The 20,641-nt window shown below is 59.6% G+C and carries 17 protein-coding genes and 1 pseudogene; 12 read left to right on the forward strand and 6 right to left on the reverse strand.

Annotated elements, in window-relative coordinates:
- Positions 1-1,948: 1,948 nt before the first annotated feature.
- From R5H29_RS20820 to R5H29_RS20830, 3 genes are all read right to left on the reverse strand, one after another.
- The gene (locus R5H29_RS20820) at positions 1,949-2,509 is read right to left on the reverse strand and encodes a cyclin-dependent kinase inhibitor 3 family protein (RefSeq protein WP_026070517.1); all 561 of its coding nucleotides are present in this window, start codon (positions 2,507-2,509) and stop codon (positions 1,949-1,951) included.
- Between the two features lie 95 nt (positions 2,510-2,604).
- Positions 2,605-3,039, reverse strand: a complete 435-nt coding sequence (locus R5H29_RS20825) for an NIF family HAD-type phosphatase (RefSeq protein WP_017354503.1) — start codon at positions 3,037-3,039, stop codon at positions 2,605-2,607.
- A gap of 95 nt (positions 3,040-3,134) precedes the next feature.
- Positions 3,135-3,935 (reverse strand): hypothetical protein, encoded by an 801-nt coding sequence (locus R5H29_RS20830; protein WP_017354504.1) that lies wholly within the window; start codon positions 3,933-3,935, stop codon positions 3,135-3,137.
- Positions 3,936-4,030: 95 nt separating this feature from the next.
- Here R5H29_RS20830 and R5H29_RS20835 point away from each other — a divergent pair, with 95 nt between their 5' ends.
- Positions 4,031-4,276, forward strand: coding sequence for a helix-turn-helix domain-containing protein (locus R5H29_RS20835; RefSeq protein ID WP_017354505.1), 246 nt, complete (start codon positions 4,031-4,033; stop codon positions 4,274-4,276).
- 432 nt (positions 4,277-4,708) lie between these two features.
- Here R5H29_RS20835 and R5H29_RS20840 read toward each other — a convergent pair whose 3' ends face one another.
- Complete coding sequence (locus tag R5H29_RS20840; RefSeq protein WP_146257381.1) at positions 4,709-5,896, reverse strand: hypothetical protein; 1,188 nt, start codon at positions 5,894-5,896, stop codon at positions 4,709-4,711.
- Positions 5,897-6,015: 119 nt separating this feature from the next.
- Between R5H29_RS20840 and R5H29_RS20845 the strand changes: the two genes are divergently transcribed.
- From R5H29_RS20845 to R5H29_RS20885, 9 genes and pseudogenes are all read left to right on the forward strand, one after another.
- Positions 6,016-6,255 (forward strand): hypothetical protein, encoded by a 240-nt coding sequence (locus tag R5H29_RS20845; RefSeq protein ID WP_049399270.1) that lies wholly within the window; start codon positions 6,016-6,018, stop codon positions 6,253-6,255.
- 532 nt (positions 6,256-6,787) lie between these two features.
- Positions 6,788-7,531 carry a hypothetical protein gene (locus R5H29_RS20850; RefSeq protein WP_235646382.1) on the forward strand — a complete coding sequence of 248 codons (744 nt, stop codon included), beginning with the start codon at positions 6,788-6,790 and terminating at the stop codon, positions 7,529-7,531.
- Entirely contained in the window at positions 7,528-9,378 is a 1,851-nt protein-coding gene (locus R5H29_RS20855) for a hypothetical protein (RefSeq protein WP_049399271.1), read from the forward strand. The genes R5H29_RS20850 and R5H29_RS20855 overlap by 4 nt, the downstream gene beginning before the upstream one ends.
- Before the next feature lie 80 nt (positions 9,379-9,458).
- Complete coding sequence (locus R5H29_RS20860; protein WP_329761816.1) at positions 9,459-10,382, forward strand: ATP-binding protein; 924 nt, start codon at positions 9,459-9,461, stop codon at positions 10,380-10,382.
- A 1,717-nt stretch (positions 10,383-12,099) separates the two neighbouring features.
- Positions 12,100-12,308: pseudogene (locus tag R5H29_RS20865) on the forward strand (integrase); the annotation flags it as partial.
- 215 nt (positions 12,309-12,523) lie between these two features.
- Positions 12,524-13,489 (forward strand): CBASS oligonucleotide cyclase, encoded by a 966-nt coding sequence (locus R5H29_RS20870; RefSeq protein ID WP_026070609.1) that lies wholly within the window; start codon positions 12,524-12,526, stop codon positions 13,487-13,489.
- Positions 13,490-13,496: 7 nt separating this feature from the next.
- Positions 13,497-14,012 (forward strand): hypothetical protein, encoded by a 516-nt coding sequence (locus tag R5H29_RS20875; RefSeq protein ID WP_026070608.1) that lies wholly within the window; start codon positions 13,497-13,499, stop codon positions 14,010-14,012.
- On the forward strand, positions 14,012-14,944 hold the full coding sequence (locus R5H29_RS20880; RefSeq protein ID WP_017355006.1) for an AAA family ATPase: 933 nt from the start codon (positions 14,012-14,014) through the stop codon (positions 14,942-14,944). The genes R5H29_RS20875 and R5H29_RS20880 overlap by 1 nt, the downstream gene beginning before the upstream one ends.
- A 135-nt stretch (positions 14,945-15,079) precedes the next feature.
- Complete coding sequence (locus R5H29_RS20885; RefSeq protein WP_026070607.1) at positions 15,080-15,805, forward strand: DUF6602 domain-containing protein; 726 nt, start codon at positions 15,080-15,082, stop codon at positions 15,803-15,805.
- A 1,025-nt stretch (positions 15,806-16,830) separates the two neighbouring features.
- On the opposite strand, the gene R5H29_RS20890 is transcribed toward R5H29_RS20885, so the two are convergent.
- Positions 16,831-17,310: a GNAT family N-acetyltransferase gene (locus R5H29_RS20890; protein WP_012480167.1), complete on the reverse strand. Its 480-nt coding sequence runs from the start codon at positions 17,308-17,310 to the stop codon at positions 16,831-16,833.
- A gap of 133 nt (positions 17,311-17,443) precedes the next feature.
- Between R5H29_RS20890 and R5H29_RS20895 the strand changes: the two genes are divergently transcribed.
- Positions 17,444-19,639 carry a hypothetical protein gene (locus tag R5H29_RS20895; RefSeq protein ID WP_332329750.1) on the forward strand — a complete coding sequence of 732 codons (2,196 nt, stop codon included), beginning with the start codon at positions 17,444-17,446 and terminating at the stop codon, positions 19,637-19,639.
- Between the two features lie 72 nt (positions 19,640-19,711).
- Positions 19,712-20,197 (forward strand): TspO/MBR family protein, encoded by a 486-nt coding sequence (locus R5H29_RS20900; RefSeq protein WP_031269081.1) that lies wholly within the window; start codon positions 19,712-19,714, stop codon positions 20,195-20,197.
- A gap of 10 nt (positions 20,198-20,207) precedes the next feature.
- On the opposite strand, the gene R5H29_RS20905 is transcribed toward R5H29_RS20900, so the two are convergent.
- A complete protein-coding gene (locus R5H29_RS20905) occupies positions 20,208-20,501 on the reverse strand; it encodes a hypothetical protein (protein ID WP_031269080.1) in 294 nt (97 codons plus the stop codon).
- Positions 20,502-20,641 lie beyond the last annotated feature (140 nt).

Here is a 20,641-nt window from a genome sequence, read left to right on the forward strand (position 1 = left end):
AGTCGCCTAGAAAGAAGGACTACATCATGTATGGGGCCGCTACGAGATAGCCACCTGACAAGAGTGAGTGGGTCCCTTCCCGACAGCATGGGGCTAAGTAGCTCAACAGTAGAGCCTCTGGCCAACGTGCAAACCCACGGCCGTACGGATCTTAACCATAGGTGGAAGCCCTCCCGCTCAAGCCTACGCCTTTCAGCAAGCTCCGCTCTGAGCTGACGCCGGCGAACTTGGCGGGCTATCTCCAAGTGTGGCGAGTACTCCCCCTTGCCATGATAGGCAACCTTCAGGACGTAGCCCCGGGCCCTGGTAGGAATCGGTGAGTACGAAGCTCGAACACGCGCAAAGAAGTACCCCGCGAAAACGGCAGTTGCGACGAGAACAACATGAAGTTCGCTCGGGGCGATACGGTATCCACTCGCGGTGAAGAACTGGACGCAAACAAGTCCATCACAACCCGTAGGAATCAACGTTCGATACAACGTCGTCCCGGGAACATACAAGAGAAAAATGAAGCCATAGGCGCACCATTTCCAGCAATGAACTCGCTGATCCAGCACCGGCTCCCAACTGAGCTCTCTTTTGGGGCGGCGCAGAACGTAAGCGCCAATGAAGAGCAGCGAAGGAACGCCCAATAGCAGCAGCAGGTCGATGATCTTCTGAATTGAGTACATGGCAGGGTACTTAGAACGTCGCTCCGGAGCTCCTGGGCAAACGGGATGCCATCGACTGGATTCGTGGCCGGGACGACCCGCCAGGAGTCTGGACAGGGCTGTATCGGCCGCGCGACATGGAACTTGAACCACTGATTCGTCCATGCTCAATGGCCTACTCGCGCTCCTCGGCATAGCACGGCTCCCCAAAGAACCTAGAACACCGCTGGAGGAAGCGACGGGACTTTCACTCACAACTCCAGCGCAGCCACGGACAGCAGTGTGGCGATATCTGAAGATCAGATAGACGCGGACTCGCCTCGCTGCTATGCTGGTGAGCTAGGCGAGCGATCTGAGAGACAAGTGGCCTATGTTGTCACCCAACCGACCCTCATTTCGCATTGGCCAGAGTTGGACGATTTCGTTCGTTCAATCGGCCCGTTCTTAGCCTGCGCCTGGTGCGCACTGGAGCGCTCAAGGACCGTAAGCGGGCCTGTTGCCGCCGAGGGCTTGGCCTCAGCCGCACTCGATACGCTTGCCTCACTTCGCGTACTGCAGCGCATTCCCATCGCAGCCCCCAATTCCGGGGCGAGGTCCTTGTATGAGCCTCTGGCATGGACCTATCAGGCCGCTTGGTCACGTCAGGACGTGAGTCTGGAGGCCAGGTTGACCAGTACGCTTACCCGATGGGCTGCCGAATGCCCGTCCACTGCCAAACGGACCTTGGGAACCTCGCTCGCAGAGAGCGAAGCCCGTGCATACCTGGCCAACCTGCTACGCAAGTATCGGCTATCTCCCACGCTGGGCAATGGCCTGAGATCGACCCAGCTCCCGGAGTGGAATGCACTGAGCTTGGGACGCAAGAGGTATGTACTGTGGGCCGGCATGCGCAACGTTGCGTCGGAGTTCCTGAAAGCTGATCTGGACGAGGAGGCCGCCCGTCGGGTACTTGATCGAGAGATCAGCAGGAGATGCACTTGGCTCGTTAGCCGAGTTCAATCGGGAGCACTTGGCCCGACTGACTTTTGCTTCGTGCCAGGCCATGGCTGGCGTCAGCCGTTGATCTTGGACGTGGCAATGGAGACGTTTATCCCTCTGGGCAGACAGTACTGGCTGCAGCCAAGTAGCGACTGGAGGCTTTAGCGGATACTCTCCGCGCCGCGTCCACTAGTGGGCGCGCGACCCAGCGAATCCGGTGTCAGCGGTCGACTAGATCGCGTAGGTATCGGTGGCGCCAATAGCCAGGGCTGGCCTTGAACGACTGATGAGCTCGCCACGCGTTTGATCTGGAAGGGCAACTACGAGCGCAGTCCCTGTGCCCATTGCTGCAGGAAATCCTCCTGGACAGCGGTCTCGATGGCACCCGGCCTGACACGTCGCACCGAGCCAATGGCAGCCTGCGCTGTTCGCTCAGCCCCTGACTGCAGTAGAAGCATCGCTGCGACAGTGCCGGCTCGCCCCAGCCCACCCTTGCAGTGGACCACAATGCGCAGGCCCGAATGCAAACTCCGAACGAGCATTGACCCCAGTACTGGCCATCGTTCGAGCAACCTCTGGTCAGGTGCTGCGCCATCCGTGATTGGAAGGCCATGCCATGAGATGCCCTGCCCTTCAACCACTTGAGGCAAGCACTCGATCCGCAACTCACTGAACTCCCACGGCTCGAGTAGCGTGATCAGGTGGCTGGCTCCCCAACACTGAATCACAGAGACATCCACATCGATGTCTCTCGCCCATGCCCCCGTCATCGCAACTTCTTGGTACTTACCTGGCGCGAAGGTCACACCAATTGCCCCTCCCCTTTCGCCAACCGGGAGTTCCGCGATAGCTAAAGGGTGGGTCAAACTTGTTCGAATCATGTCGGATCTCCTGAACGACAGCCCATTCCTATGCAGCAACCGGCGCTGCTGGCTGGAAGAGCTGCACCCGCCAACCCACTCACTAAGCACACCAACTACAACGGAACAACCAATCGTTCCTTCAGCATCTCAAGGGCCACTTCCAGGCCGGCGTCATCCGCGTCATATGGAGCGCCGAACAAAGAGACCTCAATCCAATAGCGCTCCTGCCCCGGATGGATGTAGTCCGCGTGATCGTCCAGCAACAGCGCTGCACCCAGGATCGGAGACACATACCGGAGGTCCTTCGTTGCCCCTCCCCAGAATGTATATGGCAACTCAGCGAACCAGCCTGGCGCGCTCCCTTCCTCGACCAGCAGCCGCGAAATCCTGCGGAAAGCTGCCTCAGGGACCGTGGTGTAGATGACCAGATGCTCGAAGAGTTCATGAGCGACCTCAAGGAACTGATAAAGCCCTGGGCGTGGAATCTGGCTGACAGCATTTGAGATCAGCGTCCCCTCGAGATCGAGAGCAAGGATGGTCGGTCGCATTGAGCGCTAGGATCCTCATCAGCAGTTGGACACTTGGATCTGGAGCGTTCCGCGCTGCGCTTGGTCATCGGACGCAGTTGCGGAACGCCAATGAGTCAGATATCTGAGAACTTCTCGGCTTGCTTAAGCTGATTCTCCAGAGACTGGATCTTTTCCCTATAGTTGGCAGCTATGTAGGGCTTGTCATTGAAGTCCAAAGCCGTCTGAGGAATTAGTTCGAGCTCGACTCGCGTTGAAGACGCTTGTCGAATTGCCAGTGTCGACCACGCATCATCACCTTTTACGAAGCCAACATTGAAGCGCGCCGTGACGCCGCGGCTCGGCTTGAGGCCATCAATCGATCGGAAGTCGCTGTGCACCCGCGACTTTGCCGTGGGCTGAGCTTCGCCATTGATGTAGAGCGTCGCCGCCCAGCTGGCCTGGCTGAGCGCCAAAGTTGAGCTATTCGCAATTCGCGCCTCAATGACCGGCTTCGGGCCAAAGAAGCTGTCCTCGATCCGTAACGTTGCGCCACTCGCACGCACTCTTTCTAGTTCGGTGATCGTCGGCCGCTGCGCGTTGGCCTGCTCCTGCAGAGCAAGAATTTCTTTTGGATGGGCATCCCTAATCTGCTTGATGTGCCCCCTAACCACCTGTCTTATAGATGCATTCGGGTAGGCCTTGTTCAGCTCAGCCAGATCAAGGCCGGCAACGGCCCAGTTGAAGGCATCCCGCTCATGGGCACTCAGCTCGGCGTCAATTGCGTCAATCGACGCTCTGTATTGCTCCTGCGTGCCGTCAGTGACCAACTTCCTGTCTACTGGACCGCTGCAGGCGGCAACTAGGACCGTCAGAGCAAGCAGCAAGCCCTGCCTGCCCCAGCCAGCTGCGTCGCGTCGACGTTGTTCTTTGATCATGCCCTTCCCCTGTCAATGAGAAGCACAGGATATCTGGTTTTTAGATATCGGAGAACTGGATATAGCTTCTGAAGCCGCTCAACCAGGGTGCGGCCGTGGCCAAGACAATCCATCGCAAGGAATACGCCGCCCTGATTGAGACCGTCAGAGACGCGCGCTTGGCTGCTGGCCTTACCCAAGTACAAGTGTCCAGCAAGCTGGGGCGCAGCCAGTCGTTCATTAGCGATGTTGAGACAGGGAAGCGCAGGGTTGACGTCGTGGAGCTTAGGGACATAGCGCGCCTGACAGGCCTATCCCTGGGCAAGCTCATTGCCGACTTTGAGAAGCGACTCAAAGACTGACTTTACTGAGCTAAGGCTCAGTCTTCTTCAGATGCGTACCACTAGGCTCACGCCTAGTGCCCACCCCACTATCCCGCTCAACGAGCATGCGACCACTTTGAGCAAATGGCTTCTTGCCAGTTCTGGCTACACAGGACTGGCTGGTCAAGTGGTGGCCTCCAGCGCACCATCCGAGCTAGAAGGGAAAGCATTCATAAGCCCTGTCGGCGCGCTTGACTGACGATTCCTTCGCAATAAGAGGTTCAGCGCTTCAAGGAAATCCCTTTGGGGCGACCTCTTCGTACTGACCATAGCTTAAAAGGCTCGGCATGCATTGCAGAACCAGCATGCGCATCTCCCCGCAAGAACAGTGACCTCCACCGCGCGGCTAGCGTTGATACCTCTCCCTTGTTGACGCCACTTCAAGGTAACGAAAGATCCTGGAGGCGCATCTCACGGCTCATCAACCATGGGATGCGGATGCTCAACGTCAACCAGCATGTCGACAGAACGCATGAACTTCAGAAGCACTGCGCCCAGAGGCTTGATGCGGGTGTAAGGCGAGCTTCCGATGCTAGAAGTGGGCAGGACTTCCGCCACGCATGCCGCTACCGGACTGATTGGCGCAAACTGCTTGAGAGTTGCAACCTCGCCGTGACAAACATCCTCCGGCACGTCCAGCAGCCCAAGAAACAGGTCGTCAATTGCATCTTGAGTCGGCAAAGATCCGCCGAGCTCAGTCCCAGCCAGCTGCGCGAATGCTCCTTGCCTTGTCAGATCATTCACGAAAGCAAGATAGTGCGAGTGAAACCGGGCGAAGAATGTATCCACCCCACCTGTGCGAGGAGTCACCGGAAGCATGCACGGATAGTCATCTGCGAAGAATACCCCCTTCGCCGAATTGCTACTAAACGCGCTGGAATCCGTATTGCCAAGTGGAAACCCAACATCCTTTGGCAACAGCGATCCCCTACGAAGCCTGACCACCCGCTGCTCCATCAACAGCTGGATTGCCGTGCATGCGTCGGGGCGCAATCCCCAAACAGCACAAAAACGAATAATTGCCCAGCGTAGTGCATCCCGGACATCTACTGCAGTCTCGAGCCTACCGCTGTCTATAGCTAACAGATAGTTACACGCACACAGGCCTATCGCGTCCAAGGAGCCACCTTCGGCCACGTTGAACATGGACTCCAAGGCATCTACCCGACTTGGCGCATAGCTGCTGAGGCCAGGGAGATTGTGATGAGAAGCCACCAGGCGTTCGGTGATGGACGGCATCAGTAGCCCAAGACGCTCCATTAGTGATCGACGTACGCCCCGCAATTGCTCCGCAGTGGGAGCCTCTGTGCTGCAGATCATCCAGATCGGATGCTCGAAGGCCTCCTTTGCAGCCGCGAACGCTGGATCCCCATGCACCGAGTCAATCAAGTATCCACCAGGACCGCGTAGCTTCCCTGGATGATGCCCCTTGCTGAAGAACCGGTAGAAGGATCGGGGACGACCGTTGGCCGCTTGCGCGTGTATATCGAGCCCAACTCTAGGCAAGAGCAACTGATCAAGATCATCCCAGGTCAGTCGATCGCCATGCAGCCTTCGCACAACGCAGGCCCACACGCTATTGCGGACGACCAGCGCCACGTCTGTTGGAATCTTGCCACGAGGCATACTTATGGATCTTCTGAAGCGGGACTAAAGAATCCCCTAGAACTGGCTGCAATTGTGCATGATGGGGTCCAACGGTAGCTAGGAGTTGCGTCATGCCTATCCAGAATCCAGAAGCAGCAGTCTCCACCGAACTCAGTCGCGAGCTGCTAGAGCGGCATGGGGAGCTCATGGGCGGCAGCGACCTCCAGCGGAACCTTGGCTTTCCAAACGGCCGCACCTTCGGCCGAGCCGTCCAGCGTGAACTTTTGCCGGTTCGCACCTTTCCGCTGCCAGGTCGGCGGGGGTTGTTCGCCAAAACGCGAGATGTCGCTGAGTGGCTGAACTCGCTGTAATTCCTGAGCACGCGAGCTGAGGCCGAAGCCAAAAGGCCCGCACCACTTCTGATCTGCTGAAACTCACCTAGGCGCACAGTGCGCCCCTGAACGGCTTGACGCCAAAACTCCAGCTTCAAAGGAGGCATTTAGCCCCCCAGTTCATCAAATCTCCGACCCCGGAAATGAAATCGCCCCCGCAGCAACGGGGGCGATAGCCTCTCGCCGGAGCGAGAGGGGGTGAAGCTCTACGATAACGTATGTAGGCTCCCGCAATTCCGACTTCGTGTCAAGCGGCAAAGCTGCTTGAGCGGGCATCTGCGCGCTCCGACTGCCATCGTATGGCAATCGGCACGGCACCCCATGCCCGAAATCCCCAATGACCCTGCTGGCCATTGCCGCCAGTACCGAGCCTCATTCTCCGAGGCCAACCGGGAAGTCGATCGATGAAGATCCAACACTCAGCTGACCATGCATTGAGTCATCCCTCAATCGCGATTGCGCAGCGCCACTCCTCGACCATGCGAACTGCAGTCATCCACAAGGAGGCAGCATGAGCAACCACGCGACCAATCCCGTGAGCCCGTTGCAAGGCGTAGCGTCTGCACGCGCCTCCGACCCGCTCCACAATGGGAAGGATCGACCGCTGGCCCCCCGTGAACTAACCGCTGGCCAGATCAAGAGGGGGGACATCTTCACCTTCTTTAGCCCGAAAGAGAACCGGACGGTTACCGTACACGGCCCCCTGCAACTCGCGCTTCGACTGCAATTGGAGTTTGATCCATCAGTGGCGGCCGTGACCGAGAGGCCTCGGTCCATCCCGGTAGGACTTGACAGCATGGAACTCCATTTCTGGTTTCAGAGGCGCGGAGGCCAGGAGATCTATGCAAACGTCATTCCGAATTCGCAGACAGTACCCGGCGTGGATGGCAAGCGTCGTCCTCGCGAGCTGGACCGGCTTCGTTCAGCAGCCAAGGATGCAGGCATCTCTTTGTGGCTAATCACGGAGGACGAACTCAAGGCGCCCGGCGGCAGGAATGAGCTCTGCTACCAACTGCTCGGGTTCTGCCAGTCAGCCAAGGATCTGGGGAGCAGCCTGGCGTTGCGACAGGAAATCGCCGCGACCATCGAGCGAAGCGGCAGCATCAGTGCAGATGAACTCATCCATGAGCTCAGGCACCACCCTCGAACTCACATTCAGGGGGTCGTGGCTGAGTTGCTTCACGTCGGATTTCTGGCGACCGATGCATTTCCTCGAATGACGGGGCGATCAAGGATCTGGAGGGCCGACCCATGAGTTCCAAGTTCAATGCCGTCGACCTCGAGTCGATCCGGGCAACTCCAAGGCCAAATGGGATCGTACTTCCAGCTGATCAACAGTCGGAATTTCAAGCCCGCCTGTCAGCACTCACCAGCGTCCTTGATGGGGCAACCTTGGTCGACGCAGCCCTTCGATGGGGCGTGCCGCGAAATACCCTCTCTCGAATGATCCGGACCGCACTGCTCTTCGACGAGAGCGGTCATCGAGTCGGATACCGAGCCTGCATTCCCTATGCGCGATTCAGCGTGTCAGATCGCAACAACTCGGTCGTCCCCGATAGTTCACATCCGTTCGCCATAGATGCTGTCCTGCAAGCGATCCCCGAACTCGGCGATGCAGTCGCAAGATTCAAGGGCGCCTTGCCAACACAGTCCAAAAGGAGCCCCGCGTTCGACAGGCTGCATTCCCAGTTCGTGAAGGTGCTGACTGGGAAGGGCTTTCAGGCCATGTATCCGCTCAACATCCGTGACAAGGGAAGACGAGCACTGACCTCCCTCATAAAGCGCATCCGAGGCACAAAGAGCGAAAATGAGATGCTCTTGGCTGCGGATGAGCCTACTTCCACCCGAATCGAGAACCTACTCAGCATTCGGCCATTTGATCGAGTTGAGTACGACGAGCATTCCGTCGACATCGACGCATGGCTGGCCATGCCGATGGCGGACGGCTCATTCCGGCTAGAGAAGATTAGTCGGATCTGGCTACTGGCAGTTGTTGATGTCGGGAGTGGCGCCATCCTTGGTTGGGAAATGGTGCTTGGCCGGAAGTACGAGCAACACGATGTAGTCAGCCTGTTCGCGAAGATCATGAGCCCCTGGCAACCAAGGGATCTGAGCACGTCGAACTTGAGCTACTCGACTAGTGCATGGATGCCGTCGATCTACCTAGTGGATGAGGTAGTGATGAGAAGCGCAATGATCGCAATGGACAACGACTCATCCCATCACGCCAAGATGACAGTCCGAAATCTCATTGATCATCACAAGGGAATCCTGCACTTTGGACGATCCGGGATGGGCGAAGGTCGCCCCTACATCGAGGCTCTATTCAAGAAGATTGAGAATGGCCTGCTGCGCCACATCGCCGGCGGCTTTGCTCCCGCAACGCAAGTGAATGAGCGTCAAGTCACTACAAAGCTTGACGGGAAAGACCACCCCATTCTCCTGGAGGTCTTGAAAGACCTCATTGACACCTATGTTACCTCGCACAATGTGACGAGCCGGTCCACTCGCGAACCCAGGTCGCCCAAGCGAATCATTGATGAGCATCTGGCATCTGGGGAGTGGGTGTGGCATGCACCTGGCACCGAAGATGACGTGAGAAACATGACCGTTAGGCGGATGAAGGTGACCATCAGAGGCTCCAGAAGGAGTGGTGTACCTCCCCTCGTCTATCTCGACCACGCTAGGTACAGGTCACCAACACTGTCTGGACAGTGGCACCTGATTGGGCAGTCATTTGACGCAACCTACGAAGACTGGCGAGACATTCGCAAGCTGACCCTCTGGAGAGGCGGTAAGCGTGTACTCACACTTCACGCTCTCGCCCCATATGCGAGCGTGGCCCACACGCTGTCGATCAGGAAGCGCGCGGCACGCTGGGCGAAGAGCGACGCGTCACGGGAGCCCGGTAACTACTGTTTAGCCGACAACATTGAGGCCTATCACGCAGCCGTCCGATCGGCGGCCGCTGGCGTCAGGGACAGCGCCTCGCTCATGGCAGCTGGCGATGTGCCCAAGCCACCTTCCACGACCAACAGTCAGGGGCAAGGCTCTCCACTGATGGGAATCCGCAGGGCCACGTTCAACACGAGGCTCCGCTGATGAAGGCCCCGGCGAGCCTTGAGAACCACCCAATGCACGCGCGACATCGCCCCAATATCCAGACTCTCCCCTTACTGCGAATGGCATCTGGATTCGCCACGTGCCTGGAGTATGGGCGGCCGAGCCTGAGGATCATTGGCGATGGCCGGTGTGGGAAGTCAACTGCCACGCGAATACTTGAAACCACCACTTCTTGGCGACCATTTCCTATTGGATTCCTCCGGATGGTCGTCGGAAAACCGACTACCCCTAGCGAAGGCAACTTCTTCCGCGAGGTCATCCTTGGACTGGGCATGAGGGCAACAACCGTAGCCAGCCCACAGGATCTCCTCCTCAGGATCATCCGGGCAATTGAGCAGGAAGCCGCTAGAGCATCGGCCGACGTGGTCGTGATTGCGATCGATACGGCTGAGCAGCTCACGCTCAAGGACTACGCCCACCTTGCAAAGCTTCAGAACCACTTCCTCGGATCATCAGTGCAACCGTTCTTTCTCTTCATCCACCAGAGCAACAGCGTGATTGGAGGCGCAGACGATCTTAGTCAGCTGGCGCCGCCACATCTGTATGGCCGATTCTTTGTCGACAGCCATCCTTTTACCGGGCTTCTCTGGGACATCCCGACGGAGGACGCTGACGTGCAGGACGCATGTGATGTCGCCTTGGCATTTCGCCAGCTTGACCAAGTTATGAGGTGGCCGGACGAGGGAGGAAAGACCTACACCGAAGCATTCGCACCCTATGCTTACAGCGTTGGCTGGCGCCTTGAGAAGGAGACCGAAGCGATACGCGAACGAATTGAGAACCTTGCCAATCAAGGCAACTATCCCGTTCCCAAGGATTGGCTCATGGCCTCCTTCAACCAGTTTGTCTACCACCTACTCACCAAGATCGCTGCTGGGCGCAACGATTTCGAAGGGCTTACTACCCAGCACATTGATGAAGCTCTCCTGCGCAGCGCATACGCCGGCTTCGAAAGCTCAAGAAATAGGGCCGTAGGCAAATGAGGAGCGGCGCTCAGCTGGTCGGCGGCAACCTCCGACTTGTTCCATACCAATCGGCTTTTGGCTGCGTCGCGAGGCTATCGCGACTGAACCAGGCCAGGCGGGTCACGGAGTACTCACAACTCCTCGGAATCAAGCCAAACAGAAACATCAACCTGCTCTTGAGCCTGACGACCTCGCAAGTACAACAAGAGGCACTCTCTACAACCCTTGGGATCGAGACTCCGCCCGAGTGGGACTTGGCGGCGTGGTATCCGTTCATGACGGACGACCCGAGACTGCCCTCCCATCTCAGGTTGAGGTACTGCCTTCCTTGCATCAGACTCGGGTATCACACCACACTGCATCAGCTGCCCTGGATTTCCACGTGTCCCTGGCATGGCGTTCGCCTGCGCCAGAGTTGCCCACGATGCAATGGATTTCCGGTGACAGTCGCTGGCACGCCCACGAAGTTGCTCACCTGTGCGTGCGGCTTTGACCTTATGAATGAGTCGGCTTCCGCCTTGCAGAGACACCCCCACCCCAATGCCACGGCGTATCTACAGGCCTACCTCAACTGGTGTGCGGAGCAAAGGCGTACAAGTCGGCTGATCGTAACTCCAGGGGTACACGTTGATCCCAGCAGGATTTCCAGCCTTGTGGACCTTCCTCCTGGCCTGGCGCTACGCCAGGCCAGGAGGGTCTGCAACGCTAAAAGGTACAGGCTCACGACACACCCAGATCAACAATCACCACCAGCAGGCGCAGATACAGCACTACGTGCAAACCATACGGGCTCTGAGGACGACTCAGGCCCAATCCTCCGTTACATTGACCAGAATGCAGCCAGAGGTTCCCGACGAGGTCGATCAGATCAGGCCTTTAGCCCTCAAGGCGAGCGAGTCGCCGGAGCTCGGGATCAACCGGCTCCGGATGGATGGAGCAGCTACGCCGCGACCAGGCCAGGCGGGCGCTATCGAGTGATTCACCCCAACTATTTGAACTTCGTAGATGAGCTCCTGGGCAAATTCAGCCATTCCAGCCCGCAGCGGGTGAGCAACTCGGGATTGGGACTACGAGTGAGACTAGCGGTGCTCGCCCAGGGCTACGCGGACGGCATCCTCCTCTCGGAGCATGAGGGCAACTTGAGCGCGCTTCCGGAGCGTTATAGATCGCCCAGTCCCATTGCGCTTTTGGATACGAGCCATCCACACGAATTGCGCGTGGCGTTCGGATAACGCAACCCTAAGCAAAGGCATCGATCGCCCCACCCTAAACTTCTGACGCACAACTCAGCTGCCGAGATAGAGAAGCCGCCTGTTTGCACCTGGAAATGGGCGGCACCCATTTATTCGTAGCATTTGCCAACAACAGCAATCGAATCCACGCCAGGGCCAGGCGCCTTCAATCCGTGATGCTGATGCACCAGTCAATGCCAGATGGCGCCATCGGGCAGAGACTCTGGCTGGTCTACCATCAGTAGATAGTCAGGAGCAAGATGACGCTGAGGGTTCGGCGCCGCGCGATAGGCCTGAATGACGTACTGGACCAGCGGGACTTCCACCCCAAACCGAAGACCTTAGGTGCCCCGCATGTACTCCTCGCGCACCATCTGCCGTTGTGCGCCAGTCAGTTGCGGATACTGCCCACCGCTAGGATCACCGATGACGCGCTGTCCTGCCGCGTGCGGGCACCCGGGTTGACTTGGCGATAGGCGCCCCACACCACCGCCGTGGTCATCCAGCACCGCGCCGCACTCGCCGGCCTGGAGGGGACTTCGGCGGACACAACCTGCGCTCGGGCTTCATCACCGAAGGGGCGCACCAAGGCTTGGCGCTGCCCGCCCTGATGGCGAATACCGATCACCGCTCGGTGGCCAGCGCGGCTGGCTACTTCCAGCAGGGCGGCGCCCAGCACAACCCGGCCGCACGGCTGCTCGACGCGGATTGAGCCCGTCCCAGGCGCGCCGCGTCCCGGCACCCACCCACGCCCTTGAAACTGTGAAAGCCATCCCAATGTTGATCGGGAGCTATCAGCTTTCCGGCCCGTGATCGGGGAAGAGTCGCAGTTCCTGCGACAACGAGCCGGCAAGTTGGCAGCGGGGAAGTCGCAGTACCACCTCACCTATCCGCCGGTCGGCACGCGCCCGGCTTGGAGATCGATGCATGGGAACGCAGCACGTAGGCCATAGGGAGCTTGTCAATTTTGCCGACGATCGGGTCAATCTGCCACGCGATAAAGCCAATGAGCTACGCGCGCAGGCGCGTGGACTGAGAGAGCGTCTGGAGACCTACCTAGGGCAGCACCCGGATTTCACCCTTCGAAAGATGATCCTTTCGGGAAGTCTGGCAAAAGGCACCGCATTGCGGTCGCTCAACGACATTGACGTGGCCTGTTACATCAGTGGGGCAGACGCCCCCAAGGACATTGGGAGGCTGCTGGAGTACTTGGCAGAGCGGCTTCGAAAGGCTTATCCAAATTTCAAGCCCGAACAAGTCAAGCCCCAGACTTACTCCGTAACAGTCTCGTTCCAAGGTTCTGGGCTGGATGTGGACGTGGTGCCGATCCTCTATGACGGCGATCCTGACTGGTATGGCAACCTAGTCAGTCAGGATGATGGCTCGTTCTTGAGAACCAGCATTCCCCGGCACCTAGAGTTTGCCAAGCGGCGTAAACAATTGCAGCCTTCGGATTTTGTGCAGGTGGTGCGCTTGGTCAAGTTCTGGGCAAGGCGCATGAAGACGGAAGTTCCCGGCTTTCGTTTCAAGTCCTTCATGATCGAGATGATCCTGGCAAAGCTGTGCGATGAGGGGCGTGATTTCTCCAACTACCCCGAAGCGCTCCAGCACTTCTTCACCTACGTGGCGCAGAGCGGCCTTCGCGAACAAATCGCATTCCAGGATTACTACCCTACCGCCATTATCGCCGCCTTCTCCGAGCCTATGCAGATCATTGATCCGGTGAACGAGAAGAACAACGTGGCCAAATTGTACGGTCACGCGCAGGTCGATGCCATTGTCGAGGCGGCATTGGATGCCGGCGACGCGATTGATGCGGCACTGGCTGCACCGACCAAGCAGGAGACCGTGCGCTACTGGCAAAAGGTCTTCGGCTCTTCCTTCCAAGCGTGAGGGCCCTATGACTGGCAGCTACACACAATCAAGCACCAGCACCTTTACGATCACTCATGCCCGCCACATGGCAGCGAAATTGGCCGCCGACCTCAAGCGTATGCAGCGCTTCTATGGGGCGCCCAGCGATGACAGAATCGCCGCTTATGAGACCGAAGTGGTTGAATTGTTGAAGGCCGGCTATCTGGACACAGTCACCTACGGTTTCAAGCGGGGTGATAACTGGATCGAGCCCACACTGCGCTACACCGCAAAAGATCTTGCAGGCATGTCCGGAATCGATGACGATCCCGGCAAGCTCCGCCCAGGCGCAGATGTATCCGGGGCGAGCTTCTACAACTACCTGACGTATTCCTCTGCCTGGTTCACGCTGTCGGCTCCTCAGCGGGAGTCATTTGAAAAGTCGCTTCCATTTCAGCGTACCGGGGCAGCCGAGCCTGGTATCAGCGGAAGCCTGGTGTCTGACCGCAGCTACTCTGCGGGTGGCAAGGCACTCGACCGCCTCAGTGTCAGGAGCTACTAATGCACTCAAAGCCAACCCTTGACGAGTTGTTTGATCAACGTCGCATCTATCCGGACATCGACGCCCGCACCCGATTGGATCGGCTGATTGGCGTGGACGATCAGAAGGCTCGCTTGTCGAAGATTCTCGGCCTGCTAGTCCACCCAGCTGGCCTGGAATTGTGGGCCAAGCGCCATCACCCAGGTGCCGCAACGCTGCTTGATTCCGTACTGCGCCGACCTCCTTTGGTCATTCTTTCCGGTGACGTCGGCTCTGGCAAAACCGAATTGGCAGAGACTATCGGTGATGCCGTGGCGCGACAGGAGAAGATTGATATCACCTTGTTCCCGCTCAGCCTGGCCACCCGAGGCAAGGGACAGGTTGGCGAGATGACCCAGCTACTCACCACAGCGTTCGACTACGCGCTGGCAGAAGCGACCAAATTGCAAGGTCGCGGAAAAAGCACCGGAGGGGTCATCTTGCTGGTGGATGAGGCCGATGCGCTGACCCAGTCTCGGGAATCGGCGCAGATGCACCATGAGGATCGAGCAGGGGTCAATGCCTTCATCAGGGGTATCGATCGTCTGGCGCAGACGAAGGTGCCCGCCGCCGTGATCATGTGCACCAATCGCCTCAACGCGCTGGATCCGGCCGTACGCCGTCGCGCCGCTGACATTTTGACCTTCAACCGTCCTGATTCAGCTCAGCGACGCTACGTCCTGGAACACCAGTTGCGACCGCTGGGTCTATCCTCCGTGCAGATCGAAGGGCTGGTAGAGGCCACTGGAGCGAAGGATGGACAAGAGGTCGGCTTCACCTACTCTGACATCACACAGCGGTTGATCCCCTCGATCGTACTAGATGCTTATCCAGACCGATCGATTGAGAGCAAACGCGCGCTTGAGATTGCTCGCCCAATGCAGCCAACGCCGGCGTTTCAGGATCATGGCTGAGATGCCTTCCCAGCACGCGCCGGGGCGCCGCTGACACTGTTTCGTGTGGCACAGCTGGCTGCCCCACCCCAGTCGCTGCTATTTCACATTGTTGACCAGGCAAGCGCCTGCTGCTGAGTGTATGGAGGTCCCAAGATGTCCCAATGGTCACTTTCACAGCTGCTTTCTTCATTGCATGAGGATGTTCAGCTGCGCCTTGCCACTGTCCGGAAGACGTTCAATCACCCAGGGTCCAAGGGGGATGCCAGTGAGAACGTGTGGATCAGCTTGCTGGATACCTACCTACCAAAGCGCTATCAAGCTGCGAAGGCACACGTGGTGGATAGTCAAGGAAATTTCAGCCAGCAGATTGATGTGGTGATTTTCGATCGGCAGTATTCACCGTTTATTTTCACCTACGAGGGTGAAATCATTGTTCCTGCCGAGAGCGTCTATGCGGTGTTCGAAGCCAAGCAGACAGCGAATGCAGAGCTGGTGGCGTACGCCCAGCAGAAGGTGGCAAGCGTTCGACAGTTGCAGCGCACTAGCCTGCCAATCCCGCACGCGGGTGGGGTCTATCCGCCAAAGGCCTTGATGCCAATTCTTGGCGGGCTGCTGACCTTTGAAAGTGACTGGAGTCCAGCGCTTGGGCCCTCCCTGGAAAGGGCACTGACCGCCAATCCCGGCGACGGGCGCTTGGACCTTGGCTGCGTTGCTGCGCATGGTCACTTCTTCTTTGACCATTCCAAGGATCGCTATCTCTTTGTGAATGAGAACAAGCCCGCGACGGCGTTCCTCTTCAAACTCATCGCCCAACTTCAGTTCAGTGGGACCGTACCGATGATTGATGTTGAGGCTTACGGCCAGTGGCTGACGAAGTGATGGCTTGGTCATGGCAGCTGTTGGGCGCGACATGAGGCATGCCTGCCCGGGTACTCCGCGCTGTTTAGCGAGGAAGCTTGCCTGAGGGAGACGCCTCTAGGCTTCACGCGCTTCGTGCCCAGCTCGAGGTGCACCGAGTGAGGTCGCTGCCTTCCGGCCCGGAGCACGGATGTTTCAACTTGGGGCGTCGCGCGATTAGCTTGTGCACAATCAGCGTCAGCGGGCCAGCGCGAGGCTGGCTGAATCTCTAGCGATGCCGCGACTATCCCTTCCTCCGAGTCCGAGTCCGAGCCCCACCTCGACCACGTGGCGGGGCCGACCTAAAGGAAGAGGTTCGCAACCTCCAATGGCCACCTCGACTGCTGCGAGAGCGGCTCGGCCACAATCATCGATAGCCTGCCGGACAAGAGCATTCCAGTCCCCACAGCATTGATTACGCTCGTTTGAACTACGCCGCCGGGCACAGCCGCTCCATTGGCTTTGCCTCAAATTAGAAGCCGTGCATTGGCGCCGCACCAAATTCATGCACTAGCGTTGTGCAATGTCCAACTACACAGCATTGGCGCGCGCGCGATTGTGGTGCAACACCGCATCGATCCATTGATTAATCAATGAGATACAGAATCATAGTTTTGCGCGTGCAACACACTGCCAACCGCCCTTTGGGCTTCCTCAACCTCTGCAGGAATGGCAAAGGATCTTGCGGATCTGACAGTGGCCGGTAAAGACGGCTTTGCGGCCGTAGTTTTGCCGCTGATCTTGCCGTGGCTGCACGCCAGCCTGGCAAGAGCGCTTTCGCCGATTCGGCACCAACGACCGAGGCCTCAGGAGCGCGTTCTGGCACCCCAGCCGTAGCCACTCACTGGTCGTGACGCGTCACGCTATTCAGCTCGTTCCATTCCGGCGAGCTCCATGCCATCTAGGCGCGGGCCCGCGTCGATGCGCTGAGGATGAGGGACATCCTCAGGAATTGTGCAGCCAGCCTCGGCTGGATATCGCCGGCCACGTGCGACCAACGCATCGCATCACAGGAACCTGTGCATCACAAAGACATCCACCAAGCCCAGCGTCCCATGCCGGAACGCCTTCGGCAGCGTTCCCACCACATCGAACCCCAGCTTCCGGTACAGCGCCACCGCTGGGCGATTGGTACTGACCACGTAATTGAACTGCATGGCCAGGAATCCTTCCGCCCTCGCCCGCTCCAGGCTGTGTTCCACCAGGGCCCGGCCCACACCTTGCCCTTGTGCCGGCGCATCCACCACATACGTGGCGCTGGCCACATGCGCCCCGAGGTCAGGGAAGTTCGGGCCCATCTTGTACATGCCCACGACCCGGCCCTCCAGCACAGCTACATGAGGTGCTTGGGCCTGGAACCAATGCGTGCGAAACGTCTCGACAGCGAAAGAGCCAGCAAAGGGCAGCGCATCCTGCGTCGCAATGGCTTGCTTGAACATGCCCCACATCGCGTCGAAATCGCCTGCACGGGCGGGCCGGATCTCCATGCGTCTCCTGCAGATCTGTGGTGGCGATCAGGCTGGACACTACCAGAATCCAACGCCTGCTCCGTAGCTGCTTCACGCTCCACCGCCATCGGCTCCGCAATAGTTGTGGGAATTCCGGCCCTCAGAGCAGTAGATGCCTCCTGTTTCCGTGCACATCCCGCACCGGCTTCGACGGTGGCGCGTCCCTGCCTGCGTCCTGCTGGGCATCTACCTGCTGTACCTGCTGGCCGGCAACATCTTCCTCAATACCCCGTTGTTCGATCAGGTCACCAACCGCAAGCCGCACAAGTTCGTGATGACCACCGGCCCGGCCATCACGCTGCTGCCCGGCCATGTCATCGCCTGGAACGTGCACATGCGCGGCCACGTGAACCACACGGTCTACGCGCTGCATGCCGAGCGCGCCAGCGCCCGGTTGGCGGTGCTGCCCCTGTTCCAGCGCGAGGTGCGGGTTCCGCGCTTGCAGGCGACGGGGGTTTCCGCCGAGATCAGCCGCGTCGAAGAAGCCATCCCGCCACCGCCGCGCAGTGACCGCGGCTGGACCCTGCGTTTCGACGCCATCCACAGCGACAGCATCCGCAGCGCACGCTTTGGCAAGCTGCTGATCATCGGCAAGGGCCACGGCACGGTGGGCTTCCTCAAGCAGCTACGCGGCGGGCCGTCGGAGCTCTTCGAATCCGAGGTGGCGTTCAGCGATGCGGACACCAGTTTTGACGGCGTGCAGCTGTTGGGCGACATGGATCTCACCGCGCGCTTCAGCTATCCGCGCCACTATCGGGACCAGGCACCTGGTCTGGCCAAGCTGAAGCTGCTGCATGCCCAGCTCGAGGTCGACGCCCGCAGCCAGGGCCTGCGCATGGACACGGATGCCACAACGCCGAAGATCTCCAGCGCGCCCATACCCGGACGCCTGCAACTGGCGCTGCACCTGATCGACGGCCAGCTGCAGCCCGGGGACCGCGCAATCTGGCAGGTGCCGCTCTACCTGGGTGACGGCGCCCCCGACCGCGGCGTGCTGGCCCTGCAGCTCAATGTGGCCAACGACCTGCGCCTGCAGGCCCGCCTGCCGCCCAAACCCGGCTCAGGCAGCGAAGTGGATGCCGATCTGCACGTCAGTGGCCGCGACATCCCCTTCCGGCAGCCCGCACAGCTGCTGGACCGCAGTTCGGGCACAGTGCGCGGCGAATGGACGTTCACTTCGCTCAACTGGATCCCTGCCCTGTTCGTCCGCAAGCCGTGGCTGCAGCTGGACGGAGGCGGCACGCTGAGAGCCGATCTGCGCCTGCGCAACGGCGAACTGATCGAAGGCAGCACTGTGGACATCCCGGCGGCCGCGGCCGTGGCCGAGGTCGCCGGCGTCCGCTTGGCGGGCACGGCCAGTGCCCATGGCGTATTGAAGGCCGGCAGCCCCAGCCAGGCACAGCTGGCTGTCCGGCTGCCACGATTCACTGCGCAGCCAACCGATGCCAAGGGCGTGCGCCTGTTCGACGGCCGTGACCTGGCCCTGGACCTGGCCGGCGATGGCCGCCTGCAGGAGTTGCGCAAAGGGGTACGCGCGCAGCTGCGCTTCAGTGAAGCCACCATCCCTGATCTGACGGCCTACAACCGCTACCTCGGCTCGCCGCAGGTGCGGCTGCTTCAAGGCACCGGCAGCCTGAGCGGCGATGCCACGCTCGACACCGATGGACGCGTCGGTCATGGCACGGCCCGGCTGTTTGCGCGCAACGCCAGTGCCAAGGTGGCGGGACTGGAAATGGGCGGCGATATCGGCGTGAACGCGACCCTGCGCCGCGGTGACTTCAATGAACGTCATTTCGATCTGTCCGGCACCACCGTGGAGCTGCGCAATGTGCAGGTGGCCGGTACAGAGCGCCCAAGTGCATGGAAGGGCCGCGTGGCCTTCAAGCGTGGCCGCATCGATGCGCAGTCGCCCTTCCAGGTCGATGCCACCACGGATCTGGATCTCAGCGACGCCCGTCCGTTGCTTGCACTGTTCGCAGAGCGCACCGACTACCCGCGCTGGACCTTGTCGCTGCTGGATTCCGGACAGGTACAGGCACAGGCAACGCTGCGCTGGCGCCCAGGCCATCTGGTCATCGATGGACTGCAGGCCGAGAACGATCGCCTGTCGGTACGCGCGCGGCTGGATCTGCTCGACCAGCGCAAGCGCGGGGACCTGTATCTGCGCTGGGGGCTGCTGGGTGCGGGCATCGAGCTGGACGGTGACCAGCGCCAGTGGCACCTGGCCAAGGCACGCGAGTGGTTTGATCAGCGGCCTTCCCTGCTGCCAGCGAGCCAGGGAACGGGCGCCGCAGGTTCATCGGACTGAAGGCTGGCGGCCTGCATCCATTTGCGGCCTCAGTGCGTAGACGCAATCAAGCGCATCATGGAGCTGCACGGTATGAAGCGGAGTTCACAGGTTTTCGGGCTTCTGGGATGGATGGCGATCACCTTCATCGCGGCCACTCTGGGGGCGTGGGCGTCGGCATCCGCGGCAAGCTTCTACACCACCCTGGCCCTTCCCCCGTGGGCACCACCGGCCAGTGTCTTCGGTCCGGTGTGGACCTTGCTCTACGCCATGATGTCCATTGCCGCCTGGCTGGTCTGGCGCGAACGCGGCTGGCGTGGAGCACGACCGGCGCTGATGCTCTACCTGGTGCAGCTTGCCGTCAATGCGCTGTGGAGCTGGCTGTTCTTCGGCTGGAAGCTGGGCGCCTTGGCCTTCGCCGACATTCTTGTACTGATTGCGCTGGTATGCGCAACAACCGTCGCGTTTGCGCGCGTCCGTCCGATTGCGGCGGCACTGCTGCTTCCCTATCTGGCCTGGATCTCGTTCGCTTCAGCGCTCAACTTCGCGGTATGGCGAGCCAATCCCGGGCTGCTGTGACCTCTGCCGGTCACGCCTGGGCCGCGGCCTGCCGGTGCCAGCTCCGCAGCAGGGCCGGCTTGAAGGCCTGCTGTCCGCAGCCGGTGGGGCATCGCACCACCCGCGCCGCAGTATGGCTGACCAGGCCCTGCCCTTCCTCTGCCTTGAAGATCGTCTCGCAGGACAGGCAACGGGCCACCAGCGAGTACAGATGCAGCAACCGGCCACTGGCAGGGTCCTGCAGCGCATCCACATCCAGCAGTTCGAACTGGCAGCTGTCAGGCAGCATGCGATACGGGGGCAAGGGCACGGTCTGCAGATTCACGGGGCGGTCGCTCAGGGAAGTGGACCCACCCTAGGCAATGACCTGTCGAGCTGATGTGCAGCGCAGATGTACTCTTCGCGAAACTGCAAGTGTTCGACCTGGTCTTTACATGAAGAATTCAGCTTGGACAGAAACACGCT

The sequence above is a fragment of the Stenotrophomonas sp. A3_2 genome (genome assembly GCF_036624925.1).
Taxonomy (GTDB): domain Bacteria; phylum Pseudomonadota; class Gammaproteobacteria; order Xanthomonadales; family Xanthomonadaceae; genus Stenotrophomonas; species Stenotrophomonas hibiscicola.

Bases quoted from the DNA above. Each gene is read 5' to 3' on its own strand.
- R5H29_RS20820 (WP_026070517.1), bottom strand. From the start codon at position 2,509: ATGATTCGAACAAGTTTGACCCACCCTTTAGCTATCGCGGAACTCCCG.
- R5H29_RS20825 (WP_017354503.1), bottom strand. From the start codon at position 3,039: ATGCGACCGACCATCCTTGCTCTCGATCTCGAGGGGACGCTGATCTCA.
- R5H29_RS20830 (WP_017354504.1), bottom strand. From the start codon at position 3,935: ATGATCAAAGAACAACGTCGACGCGACGCAGCTGGCTGGGGCAGGCAG.
- R5H29_RS20845 (WP_049399270.1), top strand. From the start codon at position 6,016: ATGCCTATCCAGAATCCAGAAGCAGCAGTCTCCACCGAACTCAGTCGC.
- R5H29_RS20850 (WP_235646382.1), top strand. From the start codon at position 6,788: ATGAGCAACCACGCGACCAATCCCGTGAGCCCGTTGCAAGGCGTAGCG.
- R5H29_RS20855 (WP_049399271.1), top strand. From the start codon at position 7,528: ATGAGTTCCAAGTTCAATGCCGTCGACCTCGAGTCGATCCGGGCAACT.
- R5H29_RS20860 (WP_329761816.1), top strand. From the start codon at position 9,459: ATGGCATCTGGATTCGCCACGTGCCTGGAGTATGGGCGGCCGAGCCTG.
- R5H29_RS20870 (WP_026070609.1), top strand. From the start codon at position 12,524: ATGGGAACGCAGCACGTAGGCCATAGGGAGCTTGTCAATTTTGCCGAC.
- R5H29_RS20875 (WP_026070608.1), top strand. From the start codon at position 13,497: ATGACTGGCAGCTACACACAATCAAGCACCAGCACCTTTACGATCACT.
- R5H29_RS20880 (WP_017355006.1), top strand. From the start codon at position 14,012: ATGCACTCAAAGCCAACCCTTGACGAGTTGTTTGATCAACGTCGCATC.
- R5H29_RS20885 (WP_026070607.1), top strand. From the start codon at position 15,080: ATGTCCCAATGGTCACTTTCACAGCTGCTTTCTTCATTGCATGAGGAT.
- R5H29_RS20890 (WP_012480167.1), bottom strand. From the start codon at position 17,310: ATGGAGATCCGGCCCGCCCGTGCAGGCGATTTCGACGCGATGTGGGGC.
- R5H29_RS20895 (WP_332329750.1), top strand. From the start codon at position 17,444: ATGCCTCCTGTTTCCGTGCACATCCCGCACCGGCTTCGACGGTGGCGC.
- R5H29_RS20900 (WP_031269081.1), top strand. From the start codon at position 19,712: ATGAAGCGGAGTTCACAGGTTTTCGGGCTTCTGGGATGGATGGCGATC.